18 protein-coding genes and 1 riboswitch are annotated in these 18,892 nt (G+C 59.0%); of the genes, 12 read left to right on the top strand and 6 right to left on the bottom strand.

The features are described 5' to 3' along the window. Positions 1 to 255 precede the first annotated feature (255 nt). Entirely contained in the window at positions 256 to 912 is a 657-nt protein-coding gene (gene deoC, locus ETHHA_RS08380) for a deoxyribose-phosphate aldolase (protein ID WP_049776658.1), read from the top strand. An 86-nt stretch (positions 913 to 998) separates the two neighbouring features. Here the strand turns inward: deoC and ETHHA_RS08375 are convergent, their stop codons facing one another. Next, positions 999 to 1,694 (bottom strand): hypothetical protein, encoded by a 696-nt coding sequence (locus ETHHA_RS08375; protein WP_013485551.1) that lies wholly within the window; start codon positions 1,692 to 1,694, stop codon positions 999 to 1,001. 180 nt (positions 1,695 to 1,874) lie between these two features. Between ETHHA_RS08375 and ETHHA_RS08370 the strand changes: the two genes are divergently transcribed. The 5 genes from ETHHA_RS08370 to pflA all read left to right on the top strand — a co-directional run bounded on the left by ETHHA_RS08370 (position 1,875) and on the right by pflA (position 7,815). Further along, the gene (locus tag ETHHA_RS08370) at positions 1,875 to 2,471 is read left to right on the top strand and encodes a DUF3794 domain-containing protein (protein WP_013485550.1); all 597 of its coding nucleotides are present in this window, start codon (positions 1,875 to 1,877) and stop codon (positions 2,469 to 2,471) included. A gap of 296 nt (positions 2,472 to 2,767) precedes the next feature. Continuing rightward, a complete protein-coding gene (locus ETHHA_RS08365; RefSeq protein ID WP_013485549.1) occupies positions 2,768 to 3,403 on the top strand; it encodes a zinc dependent phospholipase C family protein in 636 nt (211 codons plus the stop codon). Continuing rightward, positions 3,381 to 4,514 (top strand): glycosyltransferase family 4 protein, encoded by a 1,134-nt coding sequence (locus ETHHA_RS08360; protein ID WP_013485548.1) that lies wholly within the window; start codon positions 3,381 to 3,383, stop codon positions 4,512 to 4,514. The genes ETHHA_RS08365 and ETHHA_RS08360 overlap by 23 nt, the downstream gene beginning before the upstream one ends. A 90-nt stretch (positions 4,515 to 4,604) precedes the next feature. After that, positions 4,605 to 4,690, top strand: a riboswitch (ZMP/ZTP riboswitch). A 67-nt stretch (positions 4,691 to 4,757) separates the two neighbouring features. Continuing rightward, positions 4,758 to 7,007, top strand: a complete 2,250-nt coding sequence (gene pflB / locus ETHHA_RS08355; RefSeq protein ID WP_013485547.1) for a formate C-acetyltransferase — start codon at positions 4,758 to 4,760, stop codon at positions 7,005 to 7,007. A gap of 31 nt (positions 7,008 to 7,038) precedes the next feature. Further along, a complete protein-coding gene (gene pflA / locus ETHHA_RS08350) occupies positions 7,039 to 7,815 on the top strand; it encodes a pyruvate formate-lyase-activating protein (protein ID WP_013485546.1) in 777 nt (258 codons plus the stop codon). A gap of 122 nt (positions 7,816 to 7,937) precedes the next feature. Here the strand turns inward: pflA and ETHHA_RS08345 are convergent, their stop codons facing one another. The 3 genes from ETHHA_RS08345 to obgE are packed head-to-tail and all read right to left on the bottom strand — an operon-like array spanning position 7,938 to position 10,570. Then, positions 7,938 to 8,834 (bottom strand): YitT family protein, encoded by an 897-nt coding sequence (locus ETHHA_RS08345; protein WP_013485545.1) that lies wholly within the window; start codon positions 8,832 to 8,834, stop codon positions 7,938 to 7,940. Between the two features lie 49 nt (positions 8,835 to 8,883). Continuing rightward, complete coding sequence (locus tag ETHHA_RS08340; protein WP_013485544.1) at positions 8,884 to 9,312, bottom strand: Mini-ribonuclease 3; 429 nt, start codon at positions 9,310 to 9,312, stop codon at positions 8,884 to 8,886. Continuing rightward, positions 9,302 to 10,570 (bottom strand): GTPase ObgE, encoded by a 1,269-nt coding sequence (obgE, locus tag ETHHA_RS08335; protein ID WP_013485543.1) that lies wholly within the window; start codon positions 10,568 to 10,570, stop codon positions 9,302 to 9,304. The genes ETHHA_RS08340 and obgE overlap by 11 nt, the downstream gene beginning before the upstream one ends. 338 nt (positions 10,571 to 10,908) lie before the next feature. Between obgE and yfmF the strand changes: the two genes are divergently transcribed. The 6 genes from yfmF to rpmA all read left to right on the top strand — a co-directional run bounded on the left by yfmF (position 10,909) and on the right by rpmA (position 16,287). After that, positions 10,909 to 12,198: an EF-P 5-aminopentanol modification-associated protein YfmF gene (yfmF, locus tag ETHHA_RS08325; protein WP_013485542.1), complete on the top strand. Its 1,290-nt coding sequence runs from the start codon at positions 10,909 to 10,911 to the stop codon at positions 12,196 to 12,198. Between the two features lies 1 nt (position 12,199). After that, a complete protein-coding gene (yfmH, locus tag ETHHA_RS08320; protein ID WP_013485541.1) occupies positions 12,200 to 13,486 on the top strand; it encodes an EF-P 5-aminopentanol modification-associated protein YfmH in 1,287 nt (428 codons plus the stop codon). A 185-nt stretch (positions 13,487 to 13,671) separates the two neighbouring features. Further along, a complete protein-coding gene (lgt, locus tag ETHHA_RS08315; RefSeq protein ID WP_013485540.1) occupies positions 13,672 to 14,655 on the top strand; it encodes a prolipoprotein diacylglyceryl transferase in 984 nt (327 codons plus the stop codon). A 2-nt stretch (positions 14,656 to 14,657) separates the two neighbouring features. After that, on the top strand, positions 14,658 to 15,515 hold the full coding sequence (folD, locus tag ETHHA_RS08310; RefSeq protein WP_013485539.1) for a bifunctional methylenetetrahydrofolate dehydrogenase/methenyltetrahydrofolate cyclohydrolase FolD: 858 nt from the start codon (positions 14,658 to 14,660) through the stop codon (positions 15,513 to 15,515). 132 nt (positions 15,516 to 15,647) lie between these two features. Then, complete coding sequence (rplU, locus tag ETHHA_RS08305; RefSeq protein WP_013485538.1) at positions 15,648 to 15,959, top strand: 50S ribosomal protein L21; 312 nt, start codon at positions 15,648 to 15,650, stop codon at positions 15,957 to 15,959. Positions 15,960 to 16,026: 67 nt separating this feature from the next. After that, complete coding sequence (gene rpmA, locus ETHHA_RS08300; RefSeq protein WP_278244169.1) at positions 16,027 to 16,287, top strand: 50S ribosomal protein L27; 261 nt, start codon at positions 16,027 to 16,029, stop codon at positions 16,285 to 16,287. Positions 16,288 to 16,417: 130 nt separating this feature from the next. Here rpmA and ygiD read toward each other — a convergent pair whose 3' ends face one another. Together ygiD and ETHHA_RS08290 are read right to left on the bottom strand one after the other, a co-directional pair. Further along, entirely contained in the window at positions 16,418 to 17,176 is a 759-nt protein-coding gene (gene ygiD, locus ETHHA_RS08295) for a 4,5-DOPA-extradiol-dioxygenase (RefSeq protein ID WP_013485536.1), read from the bottom strand. Between the two features lie 30 nt (positions 17,177 to 17,206). After that, entirely contained in the window at positions 17,207 to 18,817 is a 1,611-nt protein-coding gene (locus ETHHA_RS08290) for a CTP synthase (protein WP_013485535.1), read from the bottom strand. Between the last annotated feature and the right edge of the window lie 75 nt (positions 18,818 to 18,892).

Raw genomic sequence — 18,892 nt, 5'->3', positions numbered from 1 at the left:
AGCGCTTGCGGTTTCGCGGGCGCTTTTTCTGCGCGTTCATTTCACCGCGGAGTGCTTTAAAAGGATATCGTTGGTGATAATCCGTAAAATTTGAGAAAATCTTGCATAAATTTGTGCATATGATACAATATATACGATTGGTCTGACTGGAGATATGGAACGTCTGGTGATATGCCGGCTTCCGGAATGACGACATAGGGAGATGTTTTTTTGCAAAACGGACAGATTTCATTGACCGTGCAGCAATTTGCCGCAATGATCGACCAGACGCTGCTCAAGCCAGCGGTGTGTGATGCAGATTTCCAGCAATTCTGTGCGGTGAGCGCGCAGTATTCGTTCAAAATGGTGGCGATCAACAGTACCATGACAAAGCGTTGCAAGGAACTGCTGCATGGCAGCTCGGTGCATGTTGGGGCGGCTGTCGGGTTCCCTTTGGGGCAGACTACCATCGCGGCCAAACGGTTTGAAGCTGTGGAAGCGATTGAAAACGGCGCGGACGAGATCGACTATGTGGTCAATCTGGTGGAGCTGAAAAGCAGGCATCCGGATTATGTCGAGCGGGAAATGCGGGAAATCGTGGGGGTTTGTCGGGCACACGACGTGATCTCCAAAGTGATTTTTGAAAATTGCTACCTCACCGGCGAAGAAAAAAAGCAGCTGTGTGCGATCGCGCGCAACGTCGGGCCCGATTTTATCAAAACCTCCACCGGGTTCGGGCCGTCCGGCGCCATGGTTGAGGATGTCCGGTTGATGAAGAGCCTGGCGGGCGACCGCGTGAAGGTGAAGGCCGCCGGCGGCATCCGGGACTTGGAGACCGCGCTGGCTATGATCGAAGCGGGCGCGGAACGGCTGGGTACCAGTTCGGGCGTCGCTCTCGTTGAGGAATACAGGCAACGGCAGCATGAAGCATAACCGGCCGTGCCGGTATCGGTCATATCTGCGAATGGAAGAGCCGCGGTCTTTTAGACCGCGGCTCTTTGTGTGATACCAGGGCATGGTCAGGTCGATTCTTCCATGAATGTGCTGCGGTGTGCTTCTTCCATTTCCAATAGTTTCTCCGGAGAAACAGACGCATCGGGGCGGATACGCCAGAACCGCCCGCCGGTTTCCGGCTTTTTGGGTTCGGCGTCTTTGTCCGGAGGCGTTTCGGGCGCGTGGTCTTCCGTGGGTTTCGGCGAGTTTTTCTCGGGTGCATGCGCGGGCAGGGAAGCGGCCGGGGTGGCCTTTGTTTCCCCGTCGGGCGGGGGCGGCGCATCCTGCTCCGGTTTTTCTGCGGCCGCGGGGATAAGCGTTTCTGCGGGCATGGTTTCCTTATAAAAGGAGACGCCTGCGGCCGCGGTGATTTCCACCGCCCATTCGATCGCGTGCGCGCCTTTGGGCCGGGCGGCGGCCTGTGGGGTAAACTGGATCTCAAATGCGTCCGCATCCGGCACGCCGTCTTCAAACAGCAGGGAAAACGTCTGCCGGATCATCTGGTGGAAGCAGGCGGGCTTTCCGCTGAAATCCTTGTATGTAAACAGCAGGAACACCGCATAGGAACCGTATGCGGCGATCACGCCGCCGCCCAGGTCCTTACAGAATATATGCTCGACACAGGTTTGCGCATCCGCCAGTTCGCTTTCATAATGGGAGGCGGGCAGGAGGATGGTTTTCCGGTAGGGCGTTTCGCACGATCCGACCAAAGTTCTCGACATCTCGGCGATCTCCTTTCCGCAAAGGGTATGCCCGCACGGCGGGCGCCATGATGTTCCCAGTATATGCGCAGAATACGGCGGGGTTCCCACGGTACACGGGGAATGTCGCTCGTCCTTTGTTTGGAATATACTGGTATTGTCCATGCGACAACTGGACAAGAGGAAAAGGAGTATACTGCGATGAGCATGATCAAAACGCTTCAGGTGCCCGTGATCGTAGGCGAAGGAGAAGCACAGTTCTTTATCGAAAAGGATACGCGCATCTCTCCGCCCAGCCCGCCGGTTTTTACCGTCAAAGACATCAAAAAGTGGGTGGAGGTTTACACCGCGAAGGTCATCAAGGGCAAGGTGATTTTCAATGCTTTTCTTTGGAAAACCGTGGTTTATACGACGGTGGAGCACGTGCATGACGGCACGGTGAACGGCGCGGTCTACCACAGCACGTTCAAGATTCCGTTCGGTGGCTTTGTGGAGCTCTGCCCGTTCCCGGGTGAAAAAGTCGAAGAGGGTGCCAAGGCCGAACTGCTGGATGCGGATATCGAAGGCAGCAAGGATATCTGGCACGATGAAGACTGTGTCGAAGGAATCAAGGTATTCAACAAATTGCTGGAGAAGACCGTGGTGCGCCTGAAATTCAAGGCAACCACGATCCAGCATGTCACGGTGGCGACCCTTCCCAAGCCCCCGTATTCCTGCGATGACCAAATGCCGATCTCGAAAGAGAAAAGCTGCGGTGACACGGAGGATTTTTCGGAGCCCGATGAGGATGACGAGTAATTTTCACCGGCAGTTCTTGGTTGCATAACTGAATAGGTAAAGGACCTCCGGCATTGCGGATATGGCTTGCCGGGGGTCTTTTTTTCCGTGTGGCCGAATACGGCGGATCGATGTGAAGAGCGCATGGCCGCGGAAGGGCCTGTCCGGTCACCCGGCTCCTTTTCTGCCGTTTTGCCCGGGTTCGGCCGGTCTCTACACGGATATTACAGAAAATTGACACGCGCTTACACAAACTTGACACATTTTTGATGTTCGCAAAAAATGTTCTTTCGTATAATAAACGGTGGGGTGGTTTCATGAATGTTTTGGTGCACCTGCTGTTTGCGCGGCGTATCCATGCGGCCGTCCGCGAGCAGATCGGGGTCAGGCTGAGCTGGAGCGGCTTTTTGCTCGGAAATATCCTGCCGGATCTGTCTGCAAAGTATAACGTCCATCCGCATTTTTCGGATGTATCAATGGACTTTGTGCTTGGACGCGCCACGGCGTTGTACGACAGAGAGGAAGAAAAGTCTCTGGATTCGTTTGCGTTTGCAAAAGACATCGGCGTCGTCACGCACTATCTGTCCGATTTTTGCTGCTATGTGCACACCAAGCGGTTTTGCGGCGACATGAAGCAGCATCACTGGTACGAGTGGCAGATGCTCTTCGCGTTTGGCAAGGGCGCCGCGCGGTTCGGCGAAGAGATGCCGGAGATGGCGGATACGCCGGATACCTTCCGTCTGTTTTTGAAACGCAGCCTGCGGGAGCAGCAGAAGACCCCTCCGGGCGGCTGCGCGGATGTTTTTTATGCGCTGCGGGTCTCCACGGCCATGACCATGCTGCTGCTGCGCAAGGCCATCTGCACGGAGGCGGCACGGCTTTATCATGCGAAGAACCTGTATGTTTTCCACAGACTGGAGGAGAATTGGAATGAAAGTCGCTTACTTTTGTGATACGTTTGCCCCCCAGATCAACGGCGTATCCACCACGCTGGAAAAACTGCAGCTCTACGCGATGAAAAACAACATTGAAACTGTTTTTCTGGTGCCGGAATATCCCGGCCCGCAGAAACAGGATAAAAATGTGTACCGGTTTTTATCGTTTCCGCTGCTTTTCTATAAAGAGTGCCGCATCGTCATCCCACCGGTCTTCAAGGCGGAGAAGATCCTGGACGAATTCAAGCCCGATGTCATTCACGCCTACAGTGAGTTCGGCATTTCGCTGGCGGCCATGCGCTATGCGAAAAAGAAAAACATTCCCATCGTTTCTTCCTATACCAGCAACTTCAATTCCTATCTGCATTACTACAACATGGACATCGTCAGCCCTATTCTGGAGACTTACCTCAACTGGTTCCATAACAGCTGCGAGCTGACGTTCTGCCCCTCCGAGCGCACGAAGGAATACCTGTTCCAGAAAGACATCCGCCGGGTGGACATTATGCGCCGCGGCGTGGACGGCAACCGCTTTAACCCCGGTTTCCGCAGCGAATCGTTTCGCAAAAAAGCGGGCGCGAAGGATGGCGCCCTGCTCTTTACATATGTGGGCCGTATCTCGCCCGAAAAAGACCTCGATATCCTGATGGAGAGCATCCGTGCGATCAAGGCCGCCTACGGCGACCACGCGGCGTTCGCCATCGTGGGCGACGGGCCTTCTCTGCAAGAGGTAAAGCAGAAGCTCGGCAAGCTGGCGCATTTCACCGGTTTCCTGAAAGGGGAAGACCTTTCGGTGGCCTATGCGTCCTCCGATGTGTTTGTTTTTCCTTCCACGACCGAGACATTCGGCAATGTGGTGCTTGAGGGCATGTGCTCCGGGCTGCCCGCTATTGTGCCGAATGCGGGCGGTGTGGTGGAGATTGTCACGCACGGACAGGATGGCCTGATCGTGCCGCCGCGCGACAGCGCCGCTTTTACAGACGCCATGAAGCAGTTTTTGAATTCTCCCCACCTGCGCCTGGCCATGCGCGACCGCGCGCTGCAAACCGCCAAGAGCCGCTCGTGGGAGTGTGTGTTTGAGCAGCTCTTTGACCGCTACGCGCAGTTGATGGAAGACAAGATCGGCTGAAGTCCCGCACGCTCAAAAATTGTATTCATTTTAAATATTTTGGCTTGACAACCCCCAAAAAGGTATAGTACAATAGGGACAGAAATTGAATCAGGCTCTTATGACTGACGGAATTGTGGAGCACACCACAAGGGAGTAAAAGCCTGCTGAAATTGCCGACCGTCTGGGCAGCATTTGGTTATGACCGAATGCTGCCCTTTTGTCTTTGCAGGCCGGTGAAAGGCCGCTATGGAGGAAATGCAGATGAGCAGACAGGCATGGGAAGGGTTTTGCGGCGGAAACTGGCAGGACGCCGTGGACGTGCGCGATTTCATCCAGCAGAACTACACCCCGTATACCGGGGACGAGTCTTTTTTGGCCGGGCCGACGGCCCGCACGCAGGAAGTGGTGCGCCAGCTCAACGACTTGCTGGCAAAAGAGCAGGCCGCGGGCGGCGTGCTGGACGTGGATACCGAGACCGTCACCACGCCGACGGCCTATGCGCCCGGCTATCTGGACAAAGAGAAGGACATTATCGTGGGCCTGCAAACGGACAAACCGCTGCGCCGCGGTGTCAACCCGTTCGGCGGCTTGCGCATGACGCGCGAAGCCTGCAAGGCGTACGGCTACCAGCTTTCGCAGAAGGTGGAGGAGGAATTCCGCTACCGTACTACTCATAACGACGGTGTGTTCCACGCCTACACCGACGAAATCCGCACGGCCCGGCACTGCGGCATCATCACCGGCCTGCCGGATGCCTACGGCCGCGGGCGTATCATCGGGGATTACCGCCGGGTGGCGCTCTACGGCGTGGACCGCCTCATCGAAGTCAAAAAGGCGGACAAAAAGCAGATGGGCGAGCGCGGCATGGGCGAAGACAACATCCGCGATCTTGAGGAACTGGCCAAACAGATCGCGGCGCTGGGCGCGCTCAAGGAGATGGCCGCCCAGTACGGCTGCAATATTTCCGGCCCGGCGCAAAACGCCAAAGAAGCTGTGCAGTGGCTGTATTTCGGCTATCTCGCGTCCATCAAGGAGCAGAACGGCGCGGCCATGAGCCTGGGGCGCACCAGCACGTTTTTGGACATCTATTTTGAACGTGACCTGCGCGACGGCGTGCTCACCGAGGAACAGGCGCAGGAAATCATGGACGACTTTGTGGTGAAGCTGCGGTTGGCCCGGCACCTCCGCACGCCGGAATACAATGAGCTGTTCGGCGGCGACCCGATGTGGATCACTGAGTCGGTGGGCGGCATGGGAGAAGACGGCCGTACGCTCGTCACCAAAAGCTCGTACCGCATGCTGCACACGCTGTATAACCTCGGTTCCTCGCCCGAGCCGAATCTCACAGTGCTGTGGTCGGAGAACCTGCCGGCGGCGTTCAAGCGCTACACGGCCAAGGTGTCCTGCGACACCGACGCCATCCAGTATGAGAACGACGATGTGATGCGCCCCAAATTCGGCGATGACTACGCCATCGCGTGCTGCGTGTCGGCCATGCGGGTGGGGAAGGACATGCAGTTCTTCGGTGCGCGCGCCAACCTGGCCAAGCTGCTGCTGATGAGTCTCAACGGCGGGCGGGACGAGCGCTACGGCATCCAGGCCGGGCCCGTGCACGCGCCGTATCAGGGGGACTACCTCGACTACGACAAGGTGTTGGAATTGATGGATTTCTACCGTCCGTGGCTTGCGCACACCTATGTCAGCGCCATGAACATCATCCACTATATGCATGATAAGTACGCCTACGAAGCCGTACAGATGGCGATGCACGACACGGATGTCCACCGTTTTATGGCGTTCGGCATCGCGGGGCTCTCGGTGCTGACGGATTCGCTTTCGGCCATCAAATATGCGCGCGTGCGCTGCATCCGCGACGAAAGCGGGCTCATCAAGGATTTCGAGACCGAGGGCGCATATCCGGCCTACGGCAACGACGACGACCGCGTGGACAGTATCGCGCAGGAGCAGGTGCGCCTGTTCTTTGATGCGCTCAAACAGACGCCGGCCTACCGCGGTGCGGAGCACACGCTTTCCATCCTCACCATCACCTCCAACGTGATGTACGGCAAAAAGACCGGCTCCACGCCGGACGGACGCAAAGCCGGCGAACCGTTCGCGCCCGGCGCCAACCCCATGCACAACCGCGACAAAAACGGCGCGCTCGCTTCGCTCAACTCGGTAGCTAAGCTTTCCTACGACGTCTGCAAGGACGGCATTTCCAACACGTTCTCCATCGTGCCGCAGGCGCTGGGGCATGAGCCGGAAGAACGCTACAGCAATCTGGTGGCGCTCCTCGACGGGTATTTTGTCCAGAAAGCGCACCATCTCAACGTGAACGTGCTCAACCGTGAGATGCTGGTGGACGCGTATGAGCACCCCGAAAAATATCCCAACCTGACCATCCGCGTTTCGGGGTATGCCGTGCATTTTCACAAGCTTTCCAAAGAGCAGCAGCGCGAAGTGATTTCCCGCACGTTCCATGAAGCGCTGGCGGTGCCGGTACACGCGTAAACCCGACGCGCGGCAGAAAGGGGCGTTGGATATGGACGGCACACCGATCAATACGGCGGAAGCAGGGCGGGGAACGGGCATCACCGGGCGCGTCCACTCGTTCCAGAGCCTCGGCGCGGTAGACGGCCCCGGCCTGCGCGCGGTGGTCTTCATGCAGGGCTGTCCGCTGCGCTGCGCCTATTGCCATAACCCGGACACCTGGCTTGCGGACGGCGGCGAGGAAACGACGGCGCAGGCGCTCTTTGAAAAGATTCTGCGTTACCGCCCCTATTTCGGCAAAACCGGCGGCGTCACCGTATCGGGCGGCGAGCCGCTGCTGCAGTGGCGTTTTGTGGCGGGGCTGTTCAGCCTCCTGCGGGAAGCGGGTGTCCACACGGCGCTTGATACCTCCGGTGTCGGCGACCCGGCCGGCGCGCGCGCCGTACTCGCCCACACCTCTTTGGTACTCTGCGATCTGAAATTCACCACCGAAGAGGCGTATGCGCGTTATTGCGGCGGCAGCCTGCGGGCGGTCCTCGCGTTTCTGCGGCAGACCGCGGAGCTGGGCGTGCCGCTGTGGCTCCGGCATGTGGTGGTGCCGGGCCTCACCGATGGGGAAACGCATATCCGCGCGCTGGCCGCGCTTGCGCGGCAGTTCCCCAATCTGGAAAGGCTTGAGTTGCTGCCGTTCCAGATACTTTGCCAGACCAAATACGACGCGCTGGGCATCCCGTTCCCGTTGCAGGGATATCCGCCCTGCCCGGAGCAGACCATCCGGGCGCTGTATCGCGTGCTTGAGGAAGAACACATCCCTACGGGCGCGCATTGACCCTATCCCATATGCAGGATAGGCCGCCGTGCGTTTCTGCACCTGGCGGATAAAGCAGAAGCCCGCGTCATCCGGAAAAACCGGATGACGCGGGCTTCTTTTGTTTACGGTCTGCGGGGGCGCTAGTCTGCCTGCCTGAGCGGCTTGAAACCCTGCCCCAATACTTCGTCGGCGCTGCACAGGATGACGAACGCTTTGGGATCGATGCGGCGCACCAGCACACGCAGTTTGGCCGCCTGTGTTCTCCGCACGGCGCACAGGATGATCTCGTGTTCCCTGCCGGTGTAGGAGCCCTGCCCTTTGAACAAGGTGACGCCCCGGTTGAGGTCGGTGCGTATCGCCGCCGCGATCTCCCGATACTGGTCGGAGATGATGAGAGCCATACGGCCGTTGTCCGCTCCGTAGAGGAGGCTGTCGATCACGCGTGAGGAGGTAAATTCCACCACGATGGCATACAACGCAACATTCACGTTCCAGAATACCAAGGCGGAAAGCGAGATCACGCAGAAATCAATGGTGAGCAGCATCCGGCCCATCGGCACATACGGCCATTTCAGGCGCAGCAGGCGGCTGAGCACATCGGAGCCGCCGCTGGTGCCGCCGCGCAGGAAGACCATGCCCAACCCTGCGCCCGAAAGCACGCCGCCATACAGCGCAGCGAGAATGGGGTTGTCCGTATATTTGGGTACGAACGGCAGGCTGAGGATGTCGGTGAAGACCGATACCAGTACGGTGCAGAACACGGTCTTCATTACGAACCGTTTGCCAAGGAAACGGAACGCCAGGATGAACAGGGGGATGTTCAGCACCAGGATCATCGTACCGACGGACGTATGGATGAGATAATGCAGGATGGTGGACAGGCCCGTCACACCGCCGGGCGCGATGCGGTTGGGCACGGTGAAGACCGATACGCCGATGGAGTAAAGAAACGTGCCAACGGTGAAAAACACCCCGTCCTTGACCAGTTCGCGCAGCGGGAACCTGCCCGCCACGTTCATGGATTTTCCGCTGTTCATAATACCCCTCCAAAACCGCAAAATGAGGCGCGGCTGTTCCGTGCGGGGTTCAGGTTGTCCCGGCAGCCGCTTCTTTTTCCTTTATAATAAGCGCAAACAACTGCCGCAGCCTGTCGGTGCGGCCGGTGAGATAGAGGTAGCCGAACAATGCTTCCAGCCCCGTGGCGTAGCGGTAGTCGATGGGGTCGGCGTGCTTGGCCACATGGGCGGTGTTGGCGTTGCGCCCCCGCCGCAGCACGGCGATTTCCGCTTCATCCAGCAGCGGCAGCAAAACGTGCGCCGCCTGTGCCTGTGCGTCCGCACGCACGAAGCCCACCGTGCGGTGGTGAAGCTTGCCCACCGGCGCGCTGCCGCCGGCAAGCACCTGCCCTCTGGCCAGCAGTTCATAGACCGCGTCGCCGATGAAGGCAAGGGCGAGCGGGCTGAACTGCGCCGCATGGGTGGGGGAGAGCGGCGTGTCAAACAGGTCAGCCAACATAATCGAACTCCACGTCGTAGATGCTCACGGTGTCGCCTTCTTCAATGCCCGCTTCCACCAATTTGTCGATCACGCCGCTGTTGCGCAGCACGCGCTGGAAATACTGGAGCGATTCATAATCGTCGAAATTGACCGAGCCAATGACGTTAAGCAGCCATTTGCCCTCCACGAAATAAACGCCGTCGTGCTCGGTGACGGTGATCTCCCGGTCGGCCTTCTGCTCGTAATCTTCTTTCGGCAGCTCTTCGGCCGCGAACGTTTTGATGGGCGGCAGCGCGGCCAGTTTGGCGGCCACGGCCTGCAGCAGAGGGGCCACTCCGTCTTTGGTGGCGGCCGAGATGGGGAAGAACACCAGCCCTTTTTGCTCAATGTAGCGGCGGAAATGCGCCACGGCTTCTTCGTCGGCAATGTCGCATTTATTGGCCGCCACGATTTGTGGGCGCTCGGCCAACTCAGGGCTGTAGCCCGCCAGCTCGGCGTTGATGGTTTCAAAATCCTGCACGGGGTCGCGCCCCTCGCTGCCGGAAACGTCCACCACATGCACCAGCAGGCGGCAGCGCTCCACATGGCGCAGGAAATCGTGCCCCAGCCCCACGCCTGCGCTCGCACCCTCAATCAGGCCGGGAATGTCCGCCATCACGAACGAGCTTTCGCCCATGCGCACCACGCCCAGCACCGGAGAGAGTGTGGTGAACGGGTAGTTGCCGATGACGGGCTTCGCTTCGCTCACCGTTGAGAGCAGCGTGGATTTGCCGACGTTGGGAAAACCGAGCAGACCGACGTCCGCCAGCAGCTTGAGTTCCAGACGCACCTCGCGTTCTTCACCAGGCACGCCGCTTTTGGCAAAACGCGGCACCTGGCGGGTGGGCGTGGCAAAGTGGCAGTTGCCCCAGCCGCCCTTGCCGCCCTGCACGGCGACATACGGTTTGTCATCCGACATATCATGCAGCAGCTTGCCGGTGGCCTCGTCTTTGATGAGCGTTCCGCGCGGCACTTTGATGACAAGCGGCTTGCCGCGCCGCCCGAAGCTCTTTTTCGGCTTGCCGCTTTCGCCGTTTTCGGCCGCGTATTTGCGCCGATAGCGGAAATCCGACAGGGTGGAGAGGTTGTCGTCTACCTCAAAAAGGATGTCGCCGCCCTTGCCGCCGTCGCCGCCGTCCGGTCCGCCGGCCGCCACGTATTTTTCCCGCCGGAACGACACGCAGCCGTTTCCGCCGTTGCCTGCTTTGAGCAGGATTTTTGCTGTATCGACGAACATAATGCCTCCGTTTTCCCGCGCAAAGCGGGTGTTTCTATCCGATATCCTTTACGGATTCCATGCAAAATTTGACACCTTTCATCATATCGGTTTTGCTTGCGCTTGTCAACGGCGCGCTTTGTTCAGAAAAATGCACCGAAATCGCGGGCGCGCAGCCAGAAGTGGGCGCGTTCCGCTTTTCTGTTCAGGCGGGAGTGCCGGATGCGGGCGGTGTGCGGCTTGCTTTTCCGTTCGGGCGGGTACGGATGTAGTTATTTTACCCTCCGTGTGTTATAATAAAGATGTTTATCGGAAAAAACAGGCAGGCCGCGCGGCCTGCCTGCAAATGACGGAGGTGCGTGTCTACGGAAAAGGTTCATCGAAAGCCACTGAAAGAGGGCGTCTATTTCACCTCGGTGCATGAGGACAAATTCAAATACAACCATATCTCCTTGAGTTTCATCCTGCCGTTGCGGGTGGAAACGGCTTCGCTCCATGCGCTGTTGCCGATGGTGCTGCGGCGGGGCTGTCGCGATCATCCGGACATGACGGCGCTCAACGAGAGGCTGGCGGAACTTTACGGCGCCCAGATGGACTGGGATATCTCCAAGCGTGGCGAGATGCAGATCGTCACGCTGTATATCGAGGTGCTGGGCGACCGCTATGCGCTCGGGCAGGAGGCGTTGCTCCGGGAGGGGGCGGCGTTGCTGCGCAGCGTGGTGTTCGACCCCGTGTTTGAAAACGCGGCGTTCCGCGCAACGGATGTGGAGATCGAAAAGCACAACCTGATCGACATCATCCGCTCCAAGCTCAACGACAAGCGCGCATACGCCGGCTACCGCCTGCGTGAGGAGATGTGCCGCGGCGAGGCGTTCGGTGTGAACGAATACGGCAGCGTGGAAGCGGTGGAAGCCATTACGCCCGAGGCGTTGGTGTGCGCGTGGCGGTCAATGCTCACCCGCGCCCGGGCTGAAGTGGTTTTTGTGGGCGCGGGCAATGCGGAGGGCGTGTGCGAACGGTTCACCGAAGCGTTCCGCAAGGTGCTGCGCGATCAGCCGCTTGTCTGCGAAACACGGGTGCTGCGCATGCCGCACGGCCCGGTGCACGAAACGGTGGAGCGCCTTCCGGTCACGCAGGCCAAGTTGGGGTTGGGCTTCCGCGCGGGCGTGGCCCTGCCGGACGCCGACACCGACGCCGCGCAGCTTGCCTGCACGGTGCTGGGCGGCTCGCCCCACGCGCTGCTGTTTTTGAACGTGCGAGAAAAACTGAGCCTGTGTTATTACTGCTACGCGCGGTATGAGCGGCACAAGGGTCTGGTGTTCGTCGAATCCGGCGTGGAGGAGCAGAACGCCGAAAAAGCGCGCGTGGAGATTCTTAAGCAGCTCGACGCGCTCAAAGCCGGCGCGTTTTCGGATGACGATCTGCGTTTTGCGGTGCTCAGTCTGCAGAATTCCTATAAAGAAGTCAACGATTCTTTGGAAGGTGTTGCCATGTGGTACCTGGCGCAGGCGCTGGCGGGCCGTGTCCGCACGCCGGAGCAGGTGGCCGCGGCTATCGCCGCGCTTTCCAAAGAGGATGTGGTGCGCGCTGCGTCCGGCATTGCGCTGGACACGGTCTACCTGCTTGCGGGCGAGAAGGAGGCGGAGTGAGATGGAATTCACCACCATTACAAACGAGCGGCTGGGCGAAACGGTGCTGTATGCCAAACATCCCACCGGCCTGGATATCTTCATCGCGCCCAAAAAGGGCTATGCGTCCCAATATGCCATCTTCGGCACGCGCTACGGCTCCATCGACAACCATTTCCGCGTGGGCGATAAAGATGTGACGGTGCCGGAGGGCATCGCGCATTTCCTTGAGCACAAGCTGTTTGAGAGCGAGGATGGCGACGCGTTTTCGCGCTACGCCCGTACGGGCGCGAGCGCCAACGCCTATACCTCGTTCGACCGTACCTGCTACCTGTTTTCCAGCACCGAGCGGTTCAGGGAATCCCTTGAGATTTTGCTGGATTTCGTGCAGAAGCCGTATTTCACCGAGCAGACCGTGCAGAAAGAGCAGGGCATCATCGGGCAGGAGATCAAAATGTATGAGGATGATCCCGGCTGGCGGGTGATGTTCAACCTTCTGGGGGCGCTTTATCACACGCACCCGGTGAAGATCGACATCGCCGGCACCACCGAATCCATTTCGCACATCACCGCCGACCTGCTCTACGAGTGCTACCATGCGTTTTACAACCTGCACAACATGGCGCTTTGCGTGGCGGGGGACGTGGACCCCGCGCTTGTGGCCGAGCTGGCCGATAAGCTGCTCAAGGACGCGCCGCCCAGCGGGGTGGAAAGTCTGTTCGAGGAGGAGCCGGACAGCGTGGTGAAGCCCCGTGTGGAGCAGCGCCTGTCGGTTTCGGTGCCGCTGTTCAACCTCGGGTTCAAAGATAAACCGGCCGCGGGCAAAGAGGCTGCCGCAGGTGAGGCTGTCACGTCCGTGCTGCTGGAAATTTTGTCCGGCAGCGCTTCGCCGCTTTACCGCAGGCTGTATGATGAGGGACTCATCAACACCAGCTTCGGCACCGAGACTTTCACCGGGCGCAGCTTCGGTACGGTACTGTTCGGCGGCGAATCGCGCGACCCCGACGCGGTGGCCGAAGCAATCTTCGCGGAAATCGACCAGCTCAAACAGGAAGGAATCGACCCGGCGGCGTTCGCCCGCGCCAAAAAATACACCTACGGCCGTCTGGCGGCGCATTACGACCGGGTGGACGGTGTGGCCAACGCCATGGCGGGCCTGCATTTCCTGGGCATGGGCCCGTTCGACATGGTGGAAGCCGTCGCGCAGGTGACGGAGGACGACGTCCAAAACCGGCTGGAAACCGTCCTGCGGCGGGAAAACGCGGCGCTGTCGGTCATTCTGCCGGTGCAGGCCGAACCGGTATCCTGAGAAACAGGCTGGCAGGCGGGCGCGGCGCGCCCGCTTTACATAAAGCCTGGCTATAAATGAGTGAAAAGGAAGGAATGCGCCGAATCTTCCCACGTCCTTCTTCTTTCCCGGTTTATGGACAGGCTCATTGTCCGGAGCATCCCCGCATTCGCTGTTCAAACGATTTAAACAGGAGTTGCAAACACATGAATGAAAACATTCCGGTCACATTTCCGGGGCTTGGCCTTTCCCTTCCGATCCACTCGACCGCGTTTAGCATCGGCGGGCTTGAGATCAAATGGTACGGTATCCTCATCGCCATCGGTCTGCTGCTCGCCATGTGGTATGCGTTTCGGCGCTGCAAGGACTTCGGCGTCAGCGCGGAAGACCTGGTCGATATCATCATCATTTCCCTCATCTGCGGCGTGGTGGGCGCCCGTCTGTATTATGTGATCTTCTATCCGTCACCCTATGGCGTCAATCCGTATTTTGAGAACCCTCTCTCCATTTTGATGCTGCGCGACGGTGGGCTTGGCATCTACGGTGGTGTGATCGGCGCGCTCGTTTCAGCGTTCATCGTCTGCAAAGTGAAAAAGATCAGCGTAGGCGCGGTGTTCGACATCGCGGGGCTTGGTTTCCCCATCGGGCAGGCCATCGGCCGCTGGGGCAATTTTTTCAACCGCGAAGCCTACGGTGCGGCGACCAACGCATGGTGGCGCATGGCCGGGGTGGACCCGAACAATGTGAATACGGGCTACCAGCCCTGCTTTTTCTTTGAATCCGTCTGGTGCATCCTCGGGTTCTTGATTTTGCATTTCTATTCCAAATCCGGGCGCCGCAAGTTCAACGGCGAAGTTTTCCTGCTGTATGTGATGTGGTACGGCTTTGGGCGGTTTTTCATCGAGGGCCTGCGTACCGACAGCCTGATGATCGGCAATATCCGCGTGTCGCAGTTGGTGGCGGTGCTTTCGTTCGTCATCGCGCTCTGCATTATTCTTTATAAACGGATGAAGCTGCGTGAAGTCGCCTCCGAAAAAGAAGCGGATTATACGCCGCTGTTCACCGAAGCGGCCGAAGCGGTGGAAGCCGAGCGCAGGAAGCTGGCAAACGAATCAGACGATGCGCAGCCCGCCGATGCGGATAAAACGGATGCTTCCGAGCCGGACGGCCCGAAGAAAGAGGAGGAATAAGGATGCCGGCGAAACTGCTGGACGGTAAGGCCGTGGCGGCAAGCGTGCGCGCGCGGGTGGCAGAGGATGTGCGGCGTCTGCGGGAGAGCGGCATCACGCCCGCGCTGGCCGTGGTGCTGGTGGGGGACAACCCGGCCTCGCAGGTCTATGTGCGCAATAAGGAGAAAGACTGCGCCGAGGTCGGCATCCGCTCGGTGGGGCGGCGGCTGCCCGCCGAAACCACACAGGCGGAACTGTTGGCCCTGGTGGACGAGCTTAACCGCGACCCGCAGGTGCATGGTATTCTGGTGCAGCTGCCGCTGCCTCCTCAGATCGACGAGCGGGCCGTCATCGAGGCCATAGACCCTGCCAAGGACGTGGACGCGTTTCACCCTTCCAATGTGGGGCGCATCATGCTGGGAGAGTATGAGTTTCTGCCCTGCACGCCCGCGGGTGTGATGGAACTGTTGGCCGATGCGGGCATCTCTCCGGCGGGGAAGACCTGTGTGGTGATCGGGCGCAGCAACATCGTGGGCAAGCCGATGGCCATGCTGTTGCTTCATGCCGACGGCACCGTCACCGTCGCGCATTCCAAAACGCCCAATCTGGCGGAGGTGACCGCCCGCGCGGACATCCTCGTGTGCGCCGTGGGGCGTGCGCATTTCGTCACAGCCGATATGGTCAAGCCCGGCGCGGTGGTCATCGACGTGGGCATGAACCGGTTGGAAAACGGCAAGCTGGCCGGGGATGTCGATTTTGAGGCGGTGGCCGAAAAAGCGTCCTATATCACCCCGGTGCCGGGTGGCGTGGGCCCCATGACCCGCGCCATGCTGCTGCAAAACACACTGCGGGCCGCGGCGCTTTTACAGAAAAAGGACTGAAAAGGCCGTAAAAACAGCTTGACAGGCCGCTCCCGTTGCGGTACACTATATAGTGCCGCTTGTTATGGGCCTGTAAAAAGAACGCAAGTTCTGCCCCGTGCAGCGAGATTATAGGGGCAGGTGCCTATTGAAATGTATGCAGTAATTGAAACCGGCGGAAAACAGTATAAAGTTGCCGAGGGCGACACCGTTTTCGTCGAAAAGCTCGGCCTGGATGAGGGCGCGGAAGTCACGTTTGAGAAAGTGGCTGCGCTCGGCAAGGACGATGGTCTGGTCGTCGGCGCGCCGTATGTGGACGGCGCGAAGGTGTCCGCCAAAGTGATTAAAAACGGTAAAGAGAAGAAGATTCTGGTCTTCAAATTCAAGGCCAAGAAGAATTACCGCAGACGCAAGGGCCATCGTCAGCCCTATACGAAGGTCCAGATCGAAAAAATCGAGGGCTGATGCGGGTAGAATGAAAAGCGAAGCCGCCGTTCGGCTTTTGCTTTGGATGCGCAGGGAGGTAAATTCGATGGCACATAAAAAAGGTGTAGGTTCTACTAAAAACGGACGCGATTCCGAGTCCAAGCGCCTCGGCGTAAAACGCGCCGACGGTCAGGCCGTTCTCGCGGGCAACATCATCGTTCGTCAGCGCGGCACACACATTCATCCGGGCGAGAACGTCGGTCGCGGCAACGACGACACGCTGTTCGCGCTGATTGAAGGCCGCGTGAAGTTTGAGCGCGTGGGGCGCGACCGCAAACAAGTGAGCGTGTACGCCAAAGCGCAGTAAGAGCGACAGGCGTTGCCTGTTCCGTAAGTGGAACAGCTATAAAATCTCGGAAAGCGGTTCGTGCTTTCCGGGATTTTTTACAGAAAACGGCCGACGGAGCAATTCCGTCGGCCGTGTGTTTTTATGAGATTCAGGAAAACAGATAGGAGGTCATCGACAGCGAACCCATCACGCATTCGTTCAGAAAAACGTCCGGCGTATCTTCCGGCTTCTCCGCGCCCAGTACATAAAGCAAAGGCAGGAAATGGTCGGGCGTGGGGAAGGCCAGCTTGGCACATTCGCCCGCGCGCCCGTAGTGGATCGCGTCGTCGAAGCGCCGATCCAGCACGGCGTTCTGGATATACCGGTCAAATTCCTCCGCCCATGCATACCCGTCCGATTTGTCGAAATCGACCCGCCCAAGGTTATGCACCACGTTGCCGCTGCCCAGGATGAGGATGTTTTCCTTCCGGAGCGCCGCAAGCGTTTGGCCGAGCCGAAACGCCGTTTCCGCATCCGCCATGCCGTCCACGCTCAGCTGCGCGACCGGCACGTCCGCATTCGGGAAAAGCGAGCGCAGCACGCTCCAACTGCCGTGGTCCAGCCCATATGCGGCGGGCCGCACGGTGTCGCCGCACAGTTCCAGCACACGGCGGGCCAGCCCGGGTGCGCCGGGGGCGGGGTAATCCAGCTGGTATAGTTCTTCGGAAAATCCATAAAAATCATAGATGGTTTCCGGCTTCTCCGAAACGGAAACATAGCTGCCACGGGTATACCAGTGCGCCGAGATCGACAGAATGGCATCGGGTTTCGGCAGGCGCTGCGCAATTTGTTTCCAGCCGTCCGCGTAGCGGTTGGGCTTAATCATGTTGGTGGGCGAGCCGTGCCCGATGAAAAGAACCGGCATCATCTGTCATTCCTCCCGTCTGTTGCGGAAATCTTATGCCTTATGCTTTTTTGCCGCCGCGATGAACGAGGTAAACAGCGGATGCGGGCGGTTGGGGCGGGATTTAAACTCGGGGTGGAACTGCACGGCCACAAACCACGGATGTGTGGGCAGCTCCACCATTTCCACCAGGCGCTCATCCGGAGAAAGCCCGGCCAGCACCATGCCGTGGCTTTCAAATTCGCTGCGGTACTCGTTGTTGAATTCCAGGCGGTGGCGGTGCCGCTCGTAAATCAGTTCCTCGTCGTGGTAAATCTCGCGGCAAAGACTGCCCGGCTTCAGTTTGCAGGGATAAAGCCCCAGCCGCATGGTGCCGCCGAGGTTGGTAATGTCTTTCTGATCGGGCATAAAGGCGATGACCGCGTGCGGGCATTCCGGTTCGAACTCGGCGGAGTTCGCGTCGGCAAAGCCGAGCACGTCGCGCGCGAACTCGATGGCGGCCATGTGCATGCCCAGGCAGATGCCGAAATAGGGGATGTTCTGCTCACGCGCGTACCGCACAGCCTGGATCATGCCGGGAATGCCGCGGTCGCCGAACCCACCCGGTACCAGGATGCCGTTGCAGCCCGCGACCTGCTCGGCCACGTTCTCCTGTGTGACGTTTTCGGAGTTGACCCATTTGACATGTACCTGTACGCCGTTGGCGATGCCCGCGTGGCAGAGTGATTCTACCACCGAGAGGTAGGCGTCGTGCAGCTCGACATATTTGCCCACCAGTGCGATGGTGAGGTCGCCTTTGACGTCCTCAAACCGCTTGACCATGGCGCGCCATTCGTCCAGATCAGGCTTGCGGCTCTCATCAAGCTGCAGGTGGTGGCAGACGGATGCGGCAAGCCCTTCCTGCTCCAGCATCAGCGGCACGGCGTAGAGCACCGGCGCGGTGAGGTTCTGGATAACATCCTCCGGGCGGATGTTGCAGAACAGGCTGATCTTCTCCCGCATGTCCTCGGGAATGGGGCGCTCGCTGCGGCAGACAATGATATGCGGCTGGATGCCGAGTGAAAGCAGCTCCTTTACGCTGTGCTGCGTGGGCTTGGATTTCAACTCTTCCGAGCCATAAATGAACGGCACCAGCGTCACATGGATAAAGATGGCGTTGTGCGGGCCGACTTCCTTGGCCGCCTGCCGGATGGCTTCCAGAAACGGGGTGGACTCAATATCGCCCACCGTGCCGCCGATCTCGGTGATGACGATGTCGGTGTTGCCGGTGCGCCCCACGCGGTAGATGCGCTCTTTGATCTCGTTGGTGATGTGCGGGATGACCTGCACCGTGCCGCCTAGGAAATCACCGCGCCGCTCTTTGGTGATGACGTTCCAGTATACCTTGCCGGTGGTGATGTTGGAATTGACCGACAGGTTTTCGTCGATGAACCGTTCATAATGCCCGAGATCAAGGTCGGTCTCCGCGCCGTCGTCGGTCACGAACACCTCGCCGTGCTGATACGGGCTCATGGTTCCGGGGTCTACATTGATATAGGGGTCGAATTTCTGCATGGTGACCCGGTAGCCCCTCGCTTTGAGGAGCCTGCCGAGGGATGCGGCCGTGATGCCTTTCCCGAGGCCGGATACCACACCGCCCGTCACAAAAATGTATTTTACCGCCAAAACCGCTTCCTCCTCACGTTCGGACATGCGCGCATGTCCCCTTTTTGGTTGCCTATTTCCGAACAGACAAACAAA

This window comes from Ethanoligenens harbinense YUAN-3, from assembly GCF_000178115.2.
Taxonomy (GTDB): Bacteria; Bacillota; Clostridia; order Oscillospirales; family Ethanoligenentaceae; genus Ethanoligenens; species Ethanoligenens harbinense.
This window is presented reverse-complemented; position numbering and strand designations above follow the sequence as displayed.